The sequence below is a fragment of the Pseudarthrobacter defluvii genome (assembly GCF_030816725.1).
Classification (GTDB): domain Bacteria; phylum Actinomycetota; class Actinomycetes; order Actinomycetales; family Micrococcaceae; genus Arthrobacter; species Arthrobacter defluvii_A.
Window position 1 is genome coordinate 2977510 of sequence record NZ_JAUSYG010000001.1, and the last position, 17729, is coordinate 2995238.

Here is a 17729-nt window from a genome sequence, read left to right on the forward strand (position 1 = left end):
GAATTAGATTGCTCGCTTCCTTAGCCGCCGGCGCTCACGCTCGGAAAGGCCTCCCCAGATGCCGAACCGTTCGTCATTGGCCAGCGCGTACTCCAGGCACTGCGACCGGACATTGCAGGCCCCACAGACCTTCTTGGCATCGCGGGTGGAGCCGCCCTTTTCGGGGAAGAAGGCTTCCGGATCTGTCTGGGCGCACAAAGCGTCAGTCTGCCAGCCCAGCTCGCCTTCGTCGTCGAAATCCTGTTGCAGCGGCAGTCCGATCCACACCGGCTGGGTGGTGCCGGCGGCCAGTTCCATGGGCGGATCCAGCTCGTCCTCCGGCTCGGCGCCGCCGTCGAGGAAGGCCTCGTGGGCCGCGAGGAACGCGGTGGCCTGGTCCTCGAGGATGCTGGTGGAATTCCTGTTGTACCGCTCCGCAGCATCAGGATCAGCGGGATCCACGTACCAATCGCTCGGCACCCCCCGCGCACGGTAACGTGCCGTTGCCTGGCCGGCCACGACGGCGTCTTCCTGGATACGCTCTGCTTGCCCCACGGCGCCCCTCCTGATGTTTCAGCCATTGCCTGGATACGTGGACACTCGGTTGTGTGCCGGTATTTACGCAATTGCTCTAGATACCTAATTACACGTGTGTAACTAGGGTGAGTCAAGCCGTTGCCGGGATAATAGACAGTGGCAGCTTGGAAATTTGCGTACGCCACGCCCGGGATTTCCCCGCGCACCGGCGCGGCGGAGGGCCAAGCCTCCTCTTTTGCGGCAGATGGGCCGCCGATCCCGTGTAACGGCGGGGAAAATACCCTCTCTCCGCGGAAATAGCAAGCAGGCTTAGCAGTCGGAGTGATTAAGCTCACAGCCCGCGTTTCAGCGGCAACCGGGACGAGCGGGGCGATCACGGGCAAACCGGACAGTGGCAGGATGAACGCATGACAACAATTCCCGCACTCGAACTCACGGCCGGCCTCCGCTCGGGCAACTCCACGGCACCACGCCTGACCTGGTACGGGCCCGATTCCGAACGGGTGGAGCTGTCGGGCCGGGTCCTGGACAACTGGGTTGCCAAGACCAGCAACCTGCTGCAGGACGAGCTGGATGCGGAACCAGGCATGCGGCTCCGGCTTGCACTTCCAGCCCATTGGAAGGCACTGGTCTGGGCGCTGGCGGCCTGGCAGCTGGGGCTGGAAACAGTGCTCGACGGCGGACCGGCCGACTTCCTTGCCACCGACGACCCCGCCGGGTCGGAAGGACAGTACGACGCCGTCATCGCCGTCGCACTTCCGGCTCTCGCCATGCGCTGGGGCGGCGATCTTCCTGCCGGCTGCCTGGATTATGCCGCCGAGGTGCGGTCCCACGGGGATGTGTTCATGCCGCACGCCGATCCGGATCCGTCCAGCCGTGCCGTGCTGACCAGCCAGGAACTAAGCGTCCTGCACCGTGACCTGATCACCGGTTTTGCCGTGGCGCACACCGAGGGCGTCCGGCTGCACGTTCCTGCCGACGCAGGGCTTGAAGCTGTCCTGGCGAATGCGCTGGGAGCCTGGCACCAGAACGGCTCCGTGGTGCTGACGCATCCGGATGTGGCGCTGACCGCCAAACTGATGGCGGACGAACGCATCCACGGGAAGTAGCAGCCGCAGGCCCTAGGCCTGCGGGCCGCCGTCGGCCGAAGTTGGCGCCGGGCGCTCGGCGGCACGTGCGGGCTGCCTGTGCGGGTGGCCCTCGATGATTTCGTGGTCGTGGGAGAACTCCGGCTCCTGGTCCAGTTCCTGGTTGAACACCAGGAAGCGGTAGGCGAAGAAGCGCACCACTGTGGCAACCAGGATGCCCACCACGCCGGCAAGGAACAGCAGGTTCTTGTTGTCGATGCCCATGCCGTATTTGGCCAGGGCCGTGAATCCGGTGGAGATGCCGATGCCGATCCCGTTGATGAGGACGAACATGGCGAACTCGCGGAGGACGTTGGCCTGGCGGCGGTGGCGGAAGGTCCAGAAGCGGTTTGCAACCCACGAGAAAACGGTGGCCACGGTGGCGCCCACAAAGCGGGCCTTTGCCTCGCTGTCGGACATCGGGCCGTGCATCAGGTAGTAGGTCAGGCCGTTGTCGATGACGAATGCCACACCGCCCACCGCACCGAACTTCGCCACCTCACGCCAGAAGAGTGAGGCGAGCCCCCGGATACGATCTGAAAGTGCGGTAAACATGACCCTCCATGGCCGTGACGAAATGTGGGCCGCTCGGCCAAGGGTCCATTTTAGCCCCCAAAGCTTAAACCGGCCCCGCGGAAGCAGGAGCGGATGCCCGGGCAGCCGAAAATGTCGCTCCCCCGCCGGGACGTAAAAGCGTCATTCCCCCTGTCTTCGGTAGGCTGGCACATGTGACTTTTCCAGTGATAGGCGTGGTTGGCGGCGGCCAGCTTGCGCGAATGATGGCCCCTGCAGCTACAGCACTCGGCTTTGAACTCCGGGTCCTCGCCGAGGGCGAGGACGTCTCCGCAGTGTCCGCAGTACCTGCCACGCCAGTGGGCGATTACAAGGACCTGCAGACCCTGCTTGAGTTTTCCAAGGGCCTGGATGTGATGACCTTCGACCATGAGCACGTGCCCACGGACCACCTGCGCGCCCTGCAGGAGGCCGGGGTCAACGTCCAGCCCGGACCGGATGCCCTGGTCCATGCCCAGGACAAACTGGTCATGCGTGCGGCCATCGACCGGCTGGAACTGCCCAACCCCGCTTGGGCCTCCGTGGCGGACGTTGAGGCGCTGGTGCGCTTCGGTGACGAAACCGGCTGGCCCATTGTCCTGAAAACGCCCCGCGGCGGCTATGACGGCAAGGGCGTGAGGATCGTTGCCTCAGCGGAGGAGGCTGCAGAGGCAGCTGACTGGTTCGCCGCCATGAGTCCCCTGCTGGCCGAGGCAAAAGTTGAATTCACGCGCGAACTCTCGGCACTCGTGGCCCGCACTCCCGACGGCGAAGCGCGCGCCTGGCCGGTGGTCCACACCATCCAGGTGGACGGCGTCTGCGACGAGGTGATTGCACCCGCGATGGACATCCCGCTGGAAGTTGCCGCTGCCGCCGAGGATGCAGCCCTGCGCATTGCCGCCGAACTGGACGTGACCGGCGTCCTTGCCGTGGAACTCTTCGAAACCCCCGGCAGCGGTGCCGGGTTCCTGATCAACGAACTGGCCATGCGGCCGCACAACACGGGCCATTGGACCCAGGACGGGGCCATTACCAGCCAGTTCGAACAGCACCTCCGGGCCGTCCTGAACCTGCCCCTGGGGGCCACCGATGCCCTGGCGCCCGTGACGGTGATGAAGAACTTCCTGGGCGGGGAAAACCAGGACCTGTACTCCGCCTACCCCATGGCGCTGGCCGCCGAACCGGCAGCAAAAGTGCACTGTTACGGCAAATCCGTCCGGCCGGGACGTAAGATCGGCCACGTCAACCTGGTGGGAAGTTCCACTGCGGAGGTGGATTCGGTCCGCCGCCGGGCCACAGCCGTGGCCGGCATCATCCGTGACGGACGGGCCCCCACCGAAGAACCCGCCGCAATTTTCGAGGAGAAGGCATGAGCGCCGAAGCCACCCCCGCCGCCGCGTCAGGCACCGGCCCGCTGGTGGGCCTGGTCATGGGTTCCGACTCGGACTGGCCGGTCATGGAGGCCGCGGCAGACGCCCTGGCTGAATTCGGCATCCCGTTTGAAGCGGATGTCGTCTCAGCCCACCGGATGCCCACGGAGATGATCCGGTACGGCCAGACGGCGCACGAACGCGGCCTGCGGGTCATCATCGCCGGCGCCGGCGGAGCCGCCCACCTGCCCGGCATGCTCGCCAGCGTCACGCCGCTGCCAGTGATCGGGGTCCCGGTTCCCCTGAAGACCCTTGACGGGATGGACTCACTCCTGTCCATCGTCCAGATGCCGGCGGGCGTCCCGGTAGCCACGGTGTCCATCGCCGGAGCGCGCAACGCCGGGCTGCTGGCCGTGCGGATGCTCGCGTCCGGCACCGACGAACTCGCTGCCTCACTGCGGGCGGACCTCCTCGACTTCGCCGCCGACCTCAACGCCGTCGCCTCCCGCAAGGGCGCGAACCTGAGGCAGAAAGTAAGTGAGGTCTTCCCGGACGCCTCCAGCGCTCTTCGGGGCAGCCGTTAGGGCGGCGGGCATGGCCAGCAGCAGCAGCGTCCTCACCCCCGGCTCCGGCGCGTCCCTGACAGACCCGGTCCGCCACCCGGTCAGCGCCTCCCCCGCAGTCCGCACCAAGCGCGCCTTCGTGCTGGTCCTGCTGACGCTCCTGGTACCGGGCAGCGCACAGTTGGTGGCGGGCGACCGGAAGCTGGGGCGAACGGCGCTGCGCATCACGCTCTGCGTATGGGCCGTCCTGCTACTGGGGGCGATCCTGCTCCTGCTGGACCGGACCCTGGTCATCAACACCGTCACCAACCCGTTTACTTCGCTGGTGCTGGTGGTCCTGCTGGCGGCACTGGCCCTCGGCTGGGCGTTCCTGTTCCTCAACACCCTGAGGCTCATCCGCCCTGTCCTCCTCGCACCGAAGGCGCGCCCCGCCGTCGGCATAGCCCTTGTGGTGGCGCTGGTCCTGGGCAGCGGCTCCATGGGCTACGCCGCGTACCTGTTGAACGTGGGCCGCAACGCAATCGGCAACATCTTCTCGTCCGGCCCCGCGATCAAACCCGTGGACGGGCGCTACAACTTCCTCATGATGGGCGGCGACGCCGGCGATGACCGCACGGGCCGCCGCCCGGACAGCCTCTCCGTCCTGAGCGTGGACGCCCAGACCGGCCAGACGGCCATCATTTCCGTCCCCCGGAACTTCCAGAACGCGCAGTTCAGCGAGGGCTCGCCCATGCGTTCGCTTTACCCGGACGGCTACGACTGCGGCGACGAATGCCTCATCAATGCCATCAACACCGAGGTCACCAACGAGCATGCCGACCTCTACCCTGGCGTGGCAGACCCCGGCGCGCAGGCAACCATGGAAGCCGTCTCCGGAACACTGGGCATGCAGATCCAGGCCTACGTCCTGGTTGACATGCAGGGCTTCTCCACGCTGATCGACGCGATGGGCGGCATCCGGATCAAGGCCGGCGGCTGGGTACCCATGAGCGGCTACTTCGACGAGGCCACCAAGACACACGGGATGCCGCTCGGGTGGATTCCTGCCGGTGACCAGACGCTCAACGGCGCGCAGGCGCTCTGGTACGGGCGGTCGCGCGAATACGTTGATGATTACTCCCGGATCCAGCGCCAGCAGTGCGTGCAGCAGGCAATGCTGAAACAGCTTGATCCGGCCACCCTGCTGTCCAAGTTCGAGGACATCGCCAGCGCCGGCACCAAGGTGGTGGAGTCCAACATCTCCTCCGCCCAGCTGGGCAGCTTCCTGGACCTCGCCATCAAGGCACGGGGCAAGGACGTCAAGCGGCTGACCATCGGACCGCCGGACTTTGACCCGTCGTTCTCCACGAACCCCGACTTCGACCAGATCCATGGGCGGGTGGACCAGCTGCTCACGTCGGCGTCCGCCAAGGGTGCCCAGTCTCTGGGAATTCCCGACGACGAATCGTCAGTTCCACAGGCAGGCGCCGGGCATGTCCAGGCGGCCGGGGCTGTCCCCGCCACCCTGCCCTCTGGCGGCAACGCTGTGCAGCAGCCCTCGCCGTCGGACTTTACCCCGGTGACCACCACGCCCGACGGCGAGCCGATCACCGAAGAGATGCTCACCCAGCTCAAACTCGAAGGCAACGAAGAGGCCATCCGCCAGCTCGTGGCAACCAACGGACAGTGCGCGCCGCTCTAGCGGGAACCAGCAGCGGCCAGCCAATCATCAGTGCCCATCCACCAAGGAACGGAACGGTTTTGTACGAGATTGAGAACGTCCTGCGGGACTACGCCTGGGGTTCGACGACGGCCATCGCCTCGCTGCTGGGCCGTCCCGAGTCGGGGGGCCCGGAAGCCGAGCTGTGGATCGGCGCCCACCCGGACTCGCCGTCGGTGGCCCGCCTGCCGGAGGACGGGAGCCGGCGTCCGGTCGATGCCCTGATTTCGTCGGATCCGGAGCATTTCCTCGGCGCGGAATCCATTTCCGCTTTCGGCCCGCGCCTGCCGTTCCTCGCCAAGATCCTCGCGGCCGCGCAGCCGCTCTCGCTCCAGGTCCACCCGAGCCTGGAACAGGCGCGGGAGGGATTCGCCCGGGAAAACGGTGCCGGGATTGATCCCCATGCCCCGAACCGGAACTACAGGGATGACAACCACAAGCCGGAGATGATCTTCGCGCTTACTCCGTTCGAGGCGCTGTGCGGGTTCCGTCCCGCCGCTGAGACCCGGGAGATCCTGCAGCGCGTTGCCGGCGCCTTCCCCGAGGGAGCCTCCTCCCCCGCGCTGCTCCAGGCCCTGATTGACGACCTCGCCGCCACGGACGAAAGCGCAGGACTGCGCCGCGCCTTTGAGCGGCTGATCACCGGCGGCCAGGGCGTGGCAGAGGACACGGCCCTGGTGGTGGAAGCCCTGCTGTCCGGTGCGGCGCTTGAGCCGTACCAGGCCGAGCTGCGCACCGTCATCAGCCTCAACGAAAAGTACCCGGGTGACCCCGGTGTCCTGATCTCGCTGCTGCTGAACAGGATTTCGCTGAAACCCGGAGAAGCTGTCTACCTTCCCGCGGGGAACGTGCACGCGTACCTGCATGGGCTGGGTGTGGAGGTCATGGCCTCCTCTGACAACGTCCTGCGCGGCGGCCTGACGCCCAAGCACGTGGACGTCCCGGAGCTGCTGCGCACCGTCGACTTCCGTCCGGTGGCCGTGCCCATGCTGGACGCTGAGAAGACGGTGATGGACCAGGAGCTGTTCCGTCCGCCGTTCAAGGAGTTCCAGCTGCAGCGCATCGAGCTGGGGCCGGACGCTGGACCGGTTCCGCTGGCCCAGGCGGGTCCGGCTGTAGTGATTGTGGTGGCCGGCGAGGTGTACCTCGATTCCCCCAAGGGCGACCTGCAGCTGTCCCGGGGCGGCGCTGCGTTCATCCCGGCCGCGGACGCCCCGATCAATGTCCACGGGGTGGCCGGAAGCACGGAGCCTGCCCTGGCGTTCGCCGTCACTACCGGGCTCTAACCGGCGCCACCACAGCAACACAGAAGGGCGACGGCGGCACCCACCGGGTGCACCGGCGCCCTTCTGCATTGGTCCGGTCGTCCTGGCCCAGTCAGCTGCCTGGACGCAGCTTCCGGACCATCGGTAGGACCCGCCCGGCTGCGCTTTTCACCAGCTGGCGCCCCTGCTGGAGGCCCTTGCGCGCCAGGGGCATGGCCTTGGCATACGCGGGGTAGAAGGGCGACAGGGGCTTTTCCCACGTGCCCAGCAGCATGTTTTCGTGCCGGGCGAACTGCTTCTTGAAGTCGGAGATGCCGTCGTTGAGCAGGCCGTTGAAGTCGTACCGGCTGCAGCCGTCCTCGCGCATGGACTGCAGGGCCGCCCACTTTACGCCGTAGTTCACGCGCTGCTTCTGCCCTTCAGCTGAGACGCCCCCGTACAGTTCGAAGGCGGTTGCGCCGCTGCGCGACAGCCACGTGAACGCCAGCAGCTGCTCGCCGTCGAACGCGCCGATGATCGGCGAAGCGTCACCGAGGTTGCGGAAGATGTCGCGGTAGTACTGGTCCTCATGGATGCCGAAGCCCGCCCGCTCGGCGGTCTGATGGTAGATGGCCAGGACCTGTTCCAGCTCGGACTCGTTCTTGACCTTGCGGAACTCCACGTCGCTGCGCATCGCCTTGCGGATGTTGGCCCGCGTGGACTTGGACATCTCGGCCATCAGCTCGTCGTCGGACCGGGTGAGGTCCAGGATGAGCGTGCGCGGGATGAGCACGGTGTTGGTGGACTCCCGGAACCCGGCGGCAGCAACGGCGCCGGCGAAAGCGGAGTCGCGGTCCCAGTCAGGTTCGATGCTGAGGGCCACGCCCCGGTGCCGAAGGGCGGCGTGTTCGGCCAGCCGGTTGAGGACCACCTGGGTGTTCTCGGCGGAACACATGGGGCCGCGCGGGATGTAGACCAGCGCCCGGAACGGGACGGGAAGCCTGCGGACCAGCAACTGGGCTGCCCCGATGGTTTCGTCTCCGGCCTTGACCAGGACCCGGTCCACGGACCAGCCGTGGGCTGCCTTGGTCGCACCCCAGCCCCACAGCTGTTGCGGATGCCCCTGGAACCGGTCAACATGCTCGTCCCAAAGGGCGCGGTCAGTACAGGGCACAACAGCAGGAATCATGGCTTAAACCCTATACCAACGCGTAAACGGCAAAGCCCCGGGTGCGCACGCGGCGCCCCGGGGCTCTGACATCGGCTTTCGCTGCGAATCAGCTCTTGCGGGCGTAGTTCTCCCACTTGCTGGCCTGGTGCTCGCCCTCAACAAACCGGATGGTGCCCGACTTGGAGCGCATCACGATGGACTGGGTGAGGACCTTGTCCTTGGAGTAGCGCACGCCCTTGAGCAGGTCGCCGTCGGTGATGCCGGTGGCGGCGAAGTAGCAGTTGTCGCTGGAGACGAGGTCGTTGGTGGAAAGCACCCGCTCGAGGTCGTGCCCGGCGTCGAGCGCCTTCTGCTTCTCTTCGTCACTGGTGGGCCAGAGGCGGCCCTGGATGACGCCGCCCAGGGACTTGATGGCGCAGGCCGCCACGATGCCCTCGGGGGTGCCGCCGATGCCCATGAGCGCGTCCACGCCGGTACCGGAGCGGGCGGCCGCGATGGCGCCGGCAACGTCGCCGTCCATGATGAACTTGGTGCGTGCCCCGGCTTCCCGGATCTCCTCCACCAACGGGCGGTGGCGGTCGCGGTCAAGGATCATGACGTTGAGCTGGTTGACCTTCACGCCCTTGGCCTTGGCGATCAGGTGCAGGTTCTGCTTGACCGGCAGGCGAAGGTCCACCATGTCCGCGGCTTCGGGGCCGGTGACGAGCTTTTCCATGTAGAACACGGCGGAGGGGTCGAACATGGAGCCGCGCTCAGCCACAGCCAGGACCGCCAGGGCGTTGTTGATGCCCAGGGCGGTCAGCCGTGTTCCGTCGATCGGATCAACGGCGACGTCCACCTCGGGGCCGGTGCCGTCGCCGACGCGCTCACCGTTGAACAGCATGGGGGCTTCGTCCTTTTCGCCCTCGCCGATCACCACGACGCCGTTGAAGTGGACGGTCTGCAGGAAGGAACGCATGGCGTCGACAGCGGCGCCGTCGGCGGTGTTCTTGTCGCCGAAACCAACCCAGTGGCCGCCGGCAATGGCCGCGGCCTCGGTGACGCGGACAAGTTCAAGGGCAAGGTTGCGGTCCGGCTCGTCGTGGCCCACCGCAAGGGACGGTGAAATCGTGGAGTACTTCTGGGTCATGGACGTTGGTGACACGTGAACCTCTTCTTCGAGTGGCGATCATTGAACCCGCCCGCCGGTGCAGCAGACGGTGATTCCTCTGCTATCGATCATAGTCGCGGCACCGCGCCACGGGCGGCCCGTGACGCAACCACGAAATGTGCATTGCGGCCGGCGGTGGGCGCGGACCGGGCCCGAATGGAAGTCCGGCTCCGGGATGGGCGACTATAGAGGGGTGAATGACATGCAGGAAGCCACCAGTCCCAGCTCCGGCCAGCCGCAGCCCGAAGGCCGCCCCGCTGCTGCCGGGGGCAGTGCGGACACGCCGGTTAAGCCCGTCATTCCGGCAGCCGCCGCCAAGCGGGCCAACGCCTCGGTGATCGGCATGATCATCGCCCTCGCGCTCAGCATTGCGGCGTTCCTGCCCGTTGTCCTCATGAATCCCCAGCCCAAGGGGGACGGCTACCGGCCGGACATCGATGTTGCGTCCGTGGCACGGAACGCGGCGGATGTGGCTGGATTCACACCGGTTGCGCCGGACACCGGCAACGCGTTCCGCGCGAACTATGCCAGGTGGGAGGCGGGGACAGGCAGCGGCGTGCCCACGTGGGAGGTCGGCTACCTGACCCCAAAGACGTCCTTCATCTCTTTGGTGCAGACCACGAAATCGAACCCCACCTGGCTCCTCCAGCAAACCAGGAATGCCCCCGTCACAGGTTCCCGGAATGCCGGCGGCCAGGAATGGGAACTGCGGGACACCGGCAAGGGCGAAAAGTCGTTGGTCCTAAACTACCGCGGCAGCACCGTCATCCTCTCCGGCGCTGCCCAACTGGACGAATTCGCAGCCCTTGCTGCCGCCGTCGTCACCTCCCTCGACGCCAACCCGGCCGTCACAGTTTCCCCCTCCGCCCCTGCCGCGCCTTAATGTAGTAAGCATGGCTACTAACCTGACCCCTGCACTGGCATGGCGCCGCCTGCGCGAAGGCAACGAACGTTTCATAAACGGCGAGTCCTCCCATCCGAACCAGAACGCTTCCCGGCGTTCGTCGCTGGTGGAGACCCAGAATCCGTTCGCGGTGATCTTCGGCTGCTCCGACTCCCGGCTTGCGGCCGAGATTATTTTCGACGTCGGCCTGGGCGACGTCTTCGTGGTCCGCACCGCCGGGCAGGTAATTGACGACGCCGTCCTAGGGTCCCTGGAGTACAGCGTCGCCGTGCTGGGGGTGCCGCTGATCGTGGTGCTTGGGCACGACAGCTGTGGTGCCGTCACGGCCACCCGGGACGCCGTGGAGACCGGCGAGATGCCGGCGGGATTCATCCGCGACCTCGTGGAACGCATCACCCCCTCCGTCCTCACCTCGCTGCGGAACAACCAGACCGAGGTCAACGACATGGTGGTGGAAAACGTCAAGCAGATGTCGCAGCGCCTCGCGGACAGCTCGCGTGTGATTTCCACCGCAATCGAGGAAGGCCGGACCGCAGTCATCGGTCTCTCCTACCGGCTGGCAGAGGGCCGCGCCGACCTTGTTTCCGGAATCGGCGAGCTCTAGGACCCCTGCGCCGGCGGCCCAGCGGGCCGCCGGCGATGCTCCCTTAACGGTTTTCGATGGGGCGCCCGGGAGCCATAAGCTAGCCCCATGACTTCCACTGAAGAGTTCCGCATTGAACATGACACGATGGGCGAAGTCCGCGTCCCCGTGAACGCACTGTACCGCGCGCAGACGCAGCGGGCAGTGGAGAACTTTCCCATTTCCGGCAAGACCCTGGAGCGCACCCACATCGAGGCGCTGGCCCGGGTCAAGAAGGCTGCAGCCCAGGCCAACGCAGAACTGGGCGTGCTCGATGGCGAGCTGGCCAAGGCGATTGCTGACGCTGCCGATGAGGTGGCCGCCGGTAAGTACGACGGCGACTTCCCCATCGACGTCTTCCAGACCGGTTCCGGCACGTCCTCGAACATGAACACAAACGAGGTCCTGGCAGAGCTGGCCACGCGTGCGCTGAAGGCCGCGGGCAGCGACAAGGTGGTCCACCCCAACGACCACGTCAACGCTTCGCAGTCCTCCAACGACGTGTTCCCCACGTCTGTGCACGTGGCCGCCACCTCCGCGCTGATCAACGACCTCATCCCCGCCCTGGGCTACCTGGCAGAGTCGCTGGAACGCAAGGCCGTTGAGTTCAAGGACGTCGTCAAGTCCGGCCGAACCCACCTCATGGACGCCACCCCGGTGACCCTGGGCCAGGAATTCGGCGGCTACGCCGCACAGGTCCGCTACGGCATCGAGCGCATCAACGCCTCGCTCCCCCGCGTGGCAGAGGTTCCCCTGGGCGGCACCGCCGTGGGCACCGGCATCAACACCCCCGCCGGTTTCCCCGAGCGCGTCATCGAGCTGCTCGCCACGGACACCGGCCTGCCGCTGACCGAGGCCCGCGACCACTTCGAGGCCCAGGCCAACCGCGACGGCCTGATCGAGGCGTCCAGCCAGCTGCGCAACATCGCCATCTCGTTCATGAAGATCAACAACGACCTCCGCTGGATGGGTTCGGGCCCCAACACGGGCCTGGGCGAAATCGCGCTTCCCGATCTGCAGCCCGGCTCCTCCATCATGCCCGGCAAGGTCAACCCGGTGATCTGCGAGGCCTCCATCATGGTGGCTGCCCAGGTCATCGGCAACGACACCGCCATCGCCTGGTCCGGCACCAACGGCGCCTTCGAGCTCAACGTCGGCATCCCCGTGATGGCCGCCAACCTGCTCGAGTCCATCCGCCTGCTGGCCAACACCAGCCGCGTCATGGCGGACAAGATGATCGACGGCATCACCGCCAACGTGGAGCGCGCCCGCTTCCTGGCCGAGGCCTCCCCCTCGATCGTCACGCCGCTGAACAAGTACATCGGCTACGAGAACGCCGCCAAGATCGCCAAGACCGCCGTCAAGGAGGGCCTGACCATCCGCCAGGCCACCGAGAAGCTCGGTTTCGTCGGCGAAGGCGAGGGCAAGGTCTCCGAGGCAGACCTCGACAAGGCACTGGACGTCACCACCATGACGGCCCCGGCGCACAAGGCCCAGTAACGCCTCAAGCAGCACCGCGATAAGCACGACGGCGGCCGCCCACCTTCCCAGCGAAGGTGGGCGGCCGCCGTCGTACTTTAACCGCGCGAAGGACAAGTTTGCACTCAATTCAGATAAGTGCAAAACTTTACTTTGTGACTGATAGTGCAACACCTGATTCCGGCCTCCGTGAGCGCAAACGTGCCGCAACCCGCGCCGCCATCACCTCGACCGCCCGCGCCCTTACCAGCGAACGCGGTCTGACCGGCTACACGGTGGAGGAAGTGTGCGAGGCCGCCGGCATTTCCCGCCGGACCTTCTTCAACTACTTCCCCACGAAGGAAGACGCCATCATCGGCCACGCCGACGACGACGTCCCGTCAGATGTCGTTGAGGAATTCGTGGCCGGTGGCGCGGACTCGCCCGCCGGTGAAATCTCCCCCACCCTGTTCCGCGACCTGGTCCGGCTCTCGCTCCGCCTGGCAGAGGCTATGTCGGCTTCCGAGGAGGAGACCCGGCAGCTGATCGGCGTGGTGAAGAAGGAACCGCAGCTCATCCTGAAAATCATCGGGGCCACGGAACAGCGGGAAGCGCAGTTCGCCAGGGACGTTGCCCGGCGTGAAGGCGTGGCCCCTGACCACCCCGTAGTACAGATGGCCGTGGTGCTGCTCAGCACCATCGCCCGCAAGAGCAGCATGGCCTACTTCTCGGACGGCAACACCCGGAGCTACCCGGACCTGCTGCTGGAGAACATTTCTGCCGCCAGCCTGCTCTTCTCCCAGCCCTTCGACATGTCGGATCCCATCACCGCAAAAGGACAATCATGAGTACCGCCACCGCCAAGGCGCCGGCAGGGCCCCTGCTGTTGACGCAGAAACGCATCTGGATCATTTTCTCCGCGCTGATCGCCGGAATGCTGCTCTCCAGCCTGGACCAGACCATCGTCTCCACGGCCATGCCCACCATCGTGGGCAAGCTCGGCGGCGTGGAGCACCAGGCCTGGATCACCACCGCCTACCTGCTGGCCACCACCATCGTGATGCCCATCTACGGCAAGTTCGGTGACATCCTGGGCCGGCGCAACCTCTTCCTTGTGGCCATCGCGCTCTTCACCCTGGCATCCGTGGGCTGCGCCCTGGCCACCGACTTCTGGGGCTTCGTCATCTTCCGCGCCATCCAGGGCCTGGGCGGCGGCGGCCTGATGATCCTCTCCCAGGCGATCATCGCCGACATCGTGCCGGCAAAGGACCGCGGCAAGTACATGGGTCCGCTGGGCGCCATCTTCGGCCTGTCAGCCGTGGCCGGTCCCCTCCTGGGCGGCTTCTTCGTGGACCACCTCACCTGGGAATGGGCCTTCTACATCAACATCCCCGTGGGCCTGGCAGCGTTCGCGATTGCCTGGTTTGCCCTGACGCTGCCCAACAAGAAGGCCGAAAAGCGGATCGACGTCCTTGGCGTTGTGCTGCTGTCCGCCGCCACCACCTGCCTGATCTTCTTTACTGATTTTGGCGGCAAGAAGGACGAGGGCTGGGATTCCCCGCTCACCTGGGCCTTTGGTGCCGGCCTGCTGCTGTCCGCCGCCGCATTCGTGCTGGTGGAGCGCCGGGCGGAGGATCCCATCATCCCGCTCAGTCTGTTCCGCAACCGAATCTTCATCAACGCCACTGCCATCGGCTTCACGCTGGGCCTGGGCATGTTCTCGGCCATTGCCTTTGTCCCCACCTTCCTCCAGATGTCCTCCGGCACGTCCGCCGCAGAATCGGGACTGCTGATGCTCCCGATGATGGCCGGCCTCATGGGCACCTCCATCTACTCGGGCATCCGGATCTCCAAGACCGGCAAGTACAAGATGTTCCCCATCCTGGGTGCGGTCCTCACCCTGGCGGCGATGCTGTGGATGACCACCCTGGCCGCCAGCACCCCCATTTGGGTCATCTGCCTCCAGCTGTTCGTCTTCGGAGCGGGCCTGGGCCTGATCATGCAGGTGGTGGTCCTGGTGGTGCAGAACTCCGTCCCGGCAGACCAGATCGGCACCGCCACCAGCACCAACAACTACTTCCGCGAGGTGGGTGCCGCGATGGGCGTGGCGGTCTTCGGCTCGATCTTCACCACCCGGCTCTCCGAAGCCCTCACCAACGCCTTCACCGGGGCGGGTGCATCGGTCGAGCAGGCCGGGCAGTCCACCCGCACCCTGGATCCGCAGGCGCTGAACCAGCTGCCCGAACAGCTCCGGGACGCCATCGTGAACGCCTACGCGGACTCCCTGGCCCCGGTGTTCTGGTACCTGCTCCCCTTCATCGCCGTGGCGCTGCTCCTGGCCATCACGCTGAAGCAGATTCCGCTGTCGGACACCGCCGGTATGGTGGCACGCGGAGAGGCAGTGGGCGGGGAGGAAGCCGAGCGGCTCGCCGCGGGCCTCCCGGGCACCAGCGCCGGCGCCGTGGAAGCGGGACGTGACGGGGACGTTGTGAAGGACGACGACGGCGAGCTGGTTTCCCAGGGCCGCTGACGGCGTCGGACGCCTCGCCCAGCCCGCAGCCGGCGTGGCTGCCATGGCGGCGCCTTCGGGCGGCAGGCAAGAGACCAACAGGGTCGCCGCAATCTTGGGGGTTGCGGCGCCCCTGTTTCATTTCCGCCTGCGCCGCCCCCGCAGGAGGCGCTACGGCTCGAAGTGGACGGCCCCTGAGGGTGCCAGCGCCTGGCGGATGCTGGTCAGGTGCCCGGGCATGAGTTCGGGAAGTTCTTCCAAGCCGAACCAGCCAACAGCCAGGGATTCATCGTCATTGACCCTGGCCTCCCCGGAGACGTACCGGCACAGGAACACCACGTCCAGGAACTCGCAGACATCACCGTTGGGATAAGTGACCGGGCCCACGGCACCCACTGACACCACACGTTCGGCCTCCGCCACCACGGCAGTTTCCTCGAAGATCTCCCGGATCAGGCCCCGCGCGGGCTGCTCCCCCGGGTCCAGCATGCCGCTAATCAGTGCCCACTGCCGGTTGTCCGCCCGCTGGGCCAGCAGGATGCGGCCGCTGTCATCGACCACCACGCCGCGGACACCGGGAACCCAGAGGGGATCGTTGCCGATCTTCTTGCGCAGCTTCAGGACGTATTCAGGTGCAGGCATAACCACAGCCTATCCAACCGGGGTATGCCGGACTTCGCAGGTCCCTCAGGCGGGCAGCAGCATGGCGGCCGCGGTCCCGGCGAGCATGAACGGGCCGAACGGAATGGACGACTTGAGGGTTCCCCGCCGGGCCGCGAGGAGAGCCAAGGACCACAGGCCACCCAGCAGGAACGCGAGGAAGGTTCCCGCGAACAGGTGCCCCCAGCTGAGGTAGCCAAGGTACATGCCCAGGACACCTGCAAGCTTGACGTCACCAAACCCCATGCCCGGCGGATAGACAAACCGCAAAACGAAGTAGAACAGCCACAGGATTCCGGCCCCCGCCACCACGCGGAGGGCAGGAATGGCCAGGATTCCGCCGCCGGTCCCTGCGGCCGGGAGCGGGCTGGCCCACGCAACGGCGGCTGCCGCGAGCAGGAGTGCGCCCGCCACGGCGTAGGACGGGAAGACGATCCTGTTGGGCAGGAGGTGGTGCCGGACGTCGATGATGGTGAGCCGGACGGCCATCACCGCAAAGTACAGGCAGGCCGCCAGGACCAGCCAGAAGGCAAGCGGGGTGTGCTGCCAGAGGTCGCCGAGTCGTCCGATCACCCCTCGGATGCTACTGGATCCACCCATTCCAGCCGAAGCACCCCCGCGTAAAATGTGGGTATGTCCACCTGGGACTCCCGCCGTCGCCCCGTTCAGGGTTCTCCTGCCGCCCCCGCGGACCTGGCCGCTGTGTTCCGGAATCTGTGCCGGTCATCCCCCTGGAAGTGGCAGTCGCTGAGGTTTGAGTACTGGGACCAGGCATTTGCATCAGCGCCCGCTCCCGGCACTCCTTTTGTCCGTGCCTGGTTGCGCCGGCCCGGGGCGCTTCGCCTGGAAAGCCCGGAAGGCCTGGTCCTGCACAGCACCACGGGAATCAACGATTCCAGGGACGTTTTCTACGTGAGCGCCACCCGCAAGTCCTGGCTCCTGCCGCCACACCTGGTCACCCCCGTGTACGACGACGGCGGGCTGGTGCGCCGCCGGCCCGAAGCCGCCTACGGCGAGCCCGGATTCGGCAACGGCCGCTTTTCCGCCGCGCTGGACCCGGTGGAGCTCGCGGGCAACGCCCCGGTGCCCATCGAGTTTCCCGGCAGCAACGCGCTGGATGTCCGCGACGTGCGCTACGCCGACCACGAAGGCCGGCCCGTCCTGGAAGCCGTGGTGTCCCCCAACCCGTCCTACCTTCCCGTTGATCCCGCCGCTCCGCTGTGCCTTCCCGGAATTTCCCGGCTCCGGGTCGACCTGGGCACCGGAGTCTGTGTGTCCAGCCAGTCCCTGGAGCCGGAAACTCAAGAGTACGGCCACTGGATCCGGATCATTGCAGTTGACGAGTACATGCTCGACGACCTGTTCCTGGCCCAGTCCATGAACCTCACCGACGTCCGCAGGCACATCAGCTGGGACATCCCCGCCTGAGCGTGACAGGTCCTGCTGGAGGCCCATCCGTTAGGCTTCGCGGATGACGACGATGAGTTCCATCTGGCCCCTTTTCGATCTGGCACTGACCACGCCACGGCTGGAACTCCGCCCCATCACCGACGAGGACATCCCTGCAGCCGTCGACGCCGCCCGCAGCGGCATCCACCAACCGGACAGGAACCCCTTCAGCGCTCCCTGGACGGAGCTGCCCGGCGACGAGCTCGGCTCCAACATGGCCCGCTGGTACTGGCGTTGCCGCGGCGGGTTCACGCCGGAGAACTGGACGCTGCTCCTGGGAATCTGGCACGACGGCCAGTTCATCGGCTGCCAGGACGTGGGCGCGAAGGACTTCGCGGTGCTGAAGACGGTCACCACCGGTTCCTGGCTCAAGCAGTCCGTACACGGGCGGGGCCTGGGCAAGGAGATGCGCGCCGCCGTCGTCCTCTGGGCCTTCGACTGGCTGGGCGCTGAAGTAGCCGAATCAGAAGCCGCCGCCTGGAACAGCGCCTCCCTCGGCGTCTCCCGCACCCTCGGCTACGAACCCAACGGCACCACCCGCAAAGCCTGGGGCACCAAAGTCGAAACAGTCCAGCACGTCCGGGTCACCCCGGAAACATTCAAGCGCCCTGACTGGGAGTTGCAAGTCCAGGGCCACGAAGCGGCGGCGAGGTTCCTTCACGTCACCTGAGTGCCTGTCCGTGGCTGGGTTCGCCGGGCCACGGTCCTTCTCCGTCGCTTAGCGCGTAGGTTCCT

Annotated in this window: 18 protein-coding genes; 12 read left to right on the plus strand and 6 right to left on the minus strand. The window is 66.4% G+C overall.

Annotation, left to right across the window (positions count from 1 at the left end; translation table 11 throughout):
* Positions 1-3: 3 nt before the first annotated feature.
* On the minus strand, positions 4-534 hold the full coding sequence (locus QF031_RS13875; protein WP_307429133.1) for a WhiB family transcriptional regulator: 531 nt from the start codon (positions 532-534) through the stop codon (positions 4-6).
* Between the two features lie 389 nt (positions 535-923).
* On the opposite strand from QF031_RS13875, the gene QF031_RS13880 reads away from it, so the two are divergent.
* Positions 924-1625 (plus strand): TIGR03089 family protein, encoded by a 702-nt coding sequence (locus tag QF031_RS13880; protein WP_307429136.1) that lies wholly within the window; start codon positions 924-926, stop codon positions 1623-1625.
* Positions 1626-1637: 12 nt separating this feature from the next.
* Here QF031_RS13880 and QF031_RS13885 read toward each other — a convergent pair whose 3' ends face one another.
* Positions 1638-2198 carry a GtrA family protein gene (locus QF031_RS13885; protein ID WP_307429139.1) on the minus strand — a complete coding sequence of 187 codons (561 nt, stop codon included), beginning with the start codon at positions 2196-2198 and terminating at the stop codon, positions 1638-1640.
* A 173-nt stretch (positions 2199-2371) separates the two neighbouring features.
* On the opposite strand from QF031_RS13885, the gene QF031_RS13890 reads away from it, so the two are divergent.
* From QF031_RS13890 to manA, 4 genes are read left to right on the plus strand one after another with little or no spacing between them, the layout of a single operon-like run.
* Positions 2372-3568 (plus strand): 5-(carboxyamino)imidazole ribonucleotide synthase, encoded by a 1197-nt coding sequence (locus QF031_RS13890; protein ID WP_307429143.1) that lies wholly within the window; start codon positions 2372-2374, stop codon positions 3566-3568.
* Entirely contained in the window at positions 3565-4149 is a 585-nt protein-coding gene (purE, locus tag QF031_RS13895; protein WP_307429146.1) for a 5-(carboxyamino)imidazole ribonucleotide mutase, read from the plus strand. Before QF031_RS13890 ends, purE begins: the two co-directional genes overlap by 4 nt.
* Positions 4150-4159: 10 nt before the next feature.
* Positions 4160-5809, plus strand: a complete 1650-nt coding sequence (locus QF031_RS13900) for an LCP family protein (RefSeq protein ID WP_307429149.1) — start codon at positions 4160-4162, stop codon at positions 5807-5809.
* 59 nt (positions 5810-5868) lie between these two features.
* Positions 5869-7113 (plus strand): mannose-6-phosphate isomerase, class I, encoded by a 1245-nt coding sequence (gene manA / locus QF031_RS13905; protein WP_307429152.1) that lies wholly within the window; start codon positions 5869-5871, stop codon positions 7111-7113.
* A 91-nt stretch (positions 7114-7204) separates the two neighbouring features.
* Here the strand turns inward: manA and QF031_RS13910 are convergent, their stop codons facing one another.
* Both QF031_RS13910 and glpX read right to left on the minus strand, forming a co-directional pair.
* Positions 7205-8260, minus strand: coding sequence for a lipid II:glycine glycyltransferase FemX (locus tag QF031_RS13910; protein WP_307429153.1), 1056 nt, complete (start codon positions 8258-8260; stop codon positions 7205-7207).
* 88 nt (positions 8261-8348) lie between these two features.
* Positions 8349-9371 carry a class II fructose-bisphosphatase gene (gene glpX, locus QF031_RS13915; RefSeq protein ID WP_307433361.1) on the minus strand — a complete coding sequence of 341 codons (1023 nt, stop codon included), beginning with the start codon at positions 9369-9371 and terminating at the stop codon, positions 8349-8351.
* Between the two features lie 223 nt (positions 9372-9594).
* Here glpX and QF031_RS13920 point away from each other — a divergent pair, with 223 nt between their 5' ends.
* From QF031_RS13920 to QF031_RS13940, 5 genes are all read left to right on the plus strand, one after another.
* On the plus strand, positions 9595-10275 hold the full coding sequence (locus QF031_RS13920) for a DUF4245 domain-containing protein (RefSeq protein WP_307433364.1): 681 nt from the start codon (positions 9595-9597) through the stop codon (positions 10273-10275).
* 10 nt (positions 10276-10285) lie between these two features.
* Positions 10286-10900: a carbonic anhydrase gene (locus QF031_RS13925; RefSeq protein WP_307429155.1), complete on the plus strand. Its 615-nt coding sequence runs from the start codon at positions 10286-10288 to the stop codon at positions 10898-10900.
* A gap of 87 nt (positions 10901-10987) precedes the next feature.
* Positions 10988-12418 (plus strand): class II fumarate hydratase, encoded by a 1431-nt coding sequence (locus QF031_RS13930; RefSeq protein ID WP_307429158.1) that lies wholly within the window; start codon positions 10988-10990, stop codon positions 12416-12418.
* Between the two features lie 134 nt (positions 12419-12552).
* On the plus strand, positions 12553-13224 hold the full coding sequence (locus QF031_RS13935) for a TetR/AcrR family transcriptional regulator (protein ID WP_307429161.1): 672 nt from the start codon (positions 12553-12555) through the stop codon (positions 13222-13224).
* Positions 13221-14906 (plus strand): MDR family MFS transporter, encoded by a 1686-nt coding sequence (locus tag QF031_RS13940; protein ID WP_307429164.1) that lies wholly within the window; start codon positions 13221-13223, stop codon positions 14904-14906. Before QF031_RS13935 ends, QF031_RS13940 begins: the two co-directional genes overlap by 4 nt.
* A 150-nt stretch (positions 14907-15056) precedes the next feature.
* Here the strand turns inward: QF031_RS13940 and QF031_RS13945 are convergent, their stop codons facing one another.
* Together QF031_RS13945 and QF031_RS13950 are read right to left on the minus strand one after the other, a co-directional pair.
* The gene (locus tag QF031_RS13945; RefSeq protein ID WP_307429167.1) at positions 15057-15527 is read right to left on the minus strand and encodes an NUDIX hydrolase; all 471 of its coding nucleotides are present in this window, start codon (positions 15525-15527) and stop codon (positions 15057-15059) included.
* A 45-nt stretch (positions 15528-15572) separates the two neighbouring features.
* Entirely contained in the window at positions 15573-16118 is a 546-nt protein-coding gene (locus tag QF031_RS13950) for a prepilin peptidase (RefSeq protein ID WP_307429171.1), read from the minus strand.
* A 60-nt stretch (positions 16119-16178) separates the two neighbouring features.
* Between QF031_RS13950 and QF031_RS13955 the strand changes: the two genes are divergently transcribed.
* Positions 16179-16973: a hypothetical protein gene (locus QF031_RS13955; protein WP_307429174.1), complete on the plus strand. Its 795-nt coding sequence runs from the start codon at positions 16179-16181 to the stop codon at positions 16971-16973.
* A 43-nt stretch (positions 16974-17016) separates the two neighbouring features.
* Positions 17017-17664 (plus strand): GNAT family N-acetyltransferase, encoded by a 648-nt coding sequence (locus tag QF031_RS13960; protein WP_307429177.1) that lies wholly within the window; start codon positions 17017-17019, stop codon positions 17662-17664.
* The last annotated feature ends 65 nt before the right edge of the window (positions 17665-17729 follow it).

Coding starts and splice junctions, on each gene's coding strand:
- QF031_RS13910 (WP_307429153.1), bottom strand. CDS start 8,260: ATGATTCCTGCTGTTGTGCCCTGTACTGACCGCGCCCTTTGGGACGAG.
- QF031_RS13920 (WP_307433364.1), top strand. CDS start 9,595: ATGCAGGAAGCCACCAGTCCCAGCTCCGGCCAGCCGCAGCCCGAAGGC.
- QF031_RS13885 (WP_307429139.1), bottom strand. CDS start 2,198: ATGTTTACCGCACTTTCAGATCGTATCCGGGGGCTCGCCTCACTCTTC.
- QF031_RS13880 (WP_307429136.1), top strand. CDS start 924: ATGACAACAATTCCCGCACTCGAACTCACGGCCGGCCTCCGCTCGGGC.
- purE (WP_307429146.1), top strand. CDS start 3,565: ATGAGCGCCGAAGCCACCCCCGCCGCCGCGTCAGGCACCGGCCCGCTG.
- QF031_RS13925 (WP_307429155.1), top strand. CDS start 10,286: ATGGCTACTAACCTGACCCCTGCACTGGCATGGCGCCGCCTGCGCGAA.
- QF031_RS13930 (WP_307429158.1), top strand. CDS start 10,988: ATGACTTCCACTGAAGAGTTCCGCATTGAACATGACACGATGGGCGAA.
- QF031_RS13960 (WP_307429177.1), top strand. CDS start 17,017: ATGACGACGATGAGTTCCATCTGGCCCCTTTTCGATCTGGCACTGACC.
- QF031_RS13955 (WP_307429174.1), top strand. CDS start 16,179: ATGTCCACCTGGGACTCCCGCCGTCGCCCCGTTCAGGGTTCTCCTGCC.
- QF031_RS13940 (WP_307429164.1), top strand. CDS start 13,221: ATGAGTACCGCCACCGCCAAGGCGCCGGCAGGGCCCCTGCTGTTGACG.
- glpX (WP_307433361.1), bottom strand. CDS start 9,371: ATGACCCAGAAGTACTCCACGATTTCACCGTCCCTTGCGGTGGGCCAC.
- QF031_RS13945 (WP_307429167.1), bottom strand. CDS start 15,527: ATGCCTGCACCTGAATACGTCCTGAAGCTGCGCAAGAAGATCGGCAAC.
- QF031_RS13900 (WP_307429149.1), top strand. CDS start 4,160: ATGGCCAGCAGCAGCAGCGTCCTCACCCCCGGCTCCGGCGCGTCCCTG.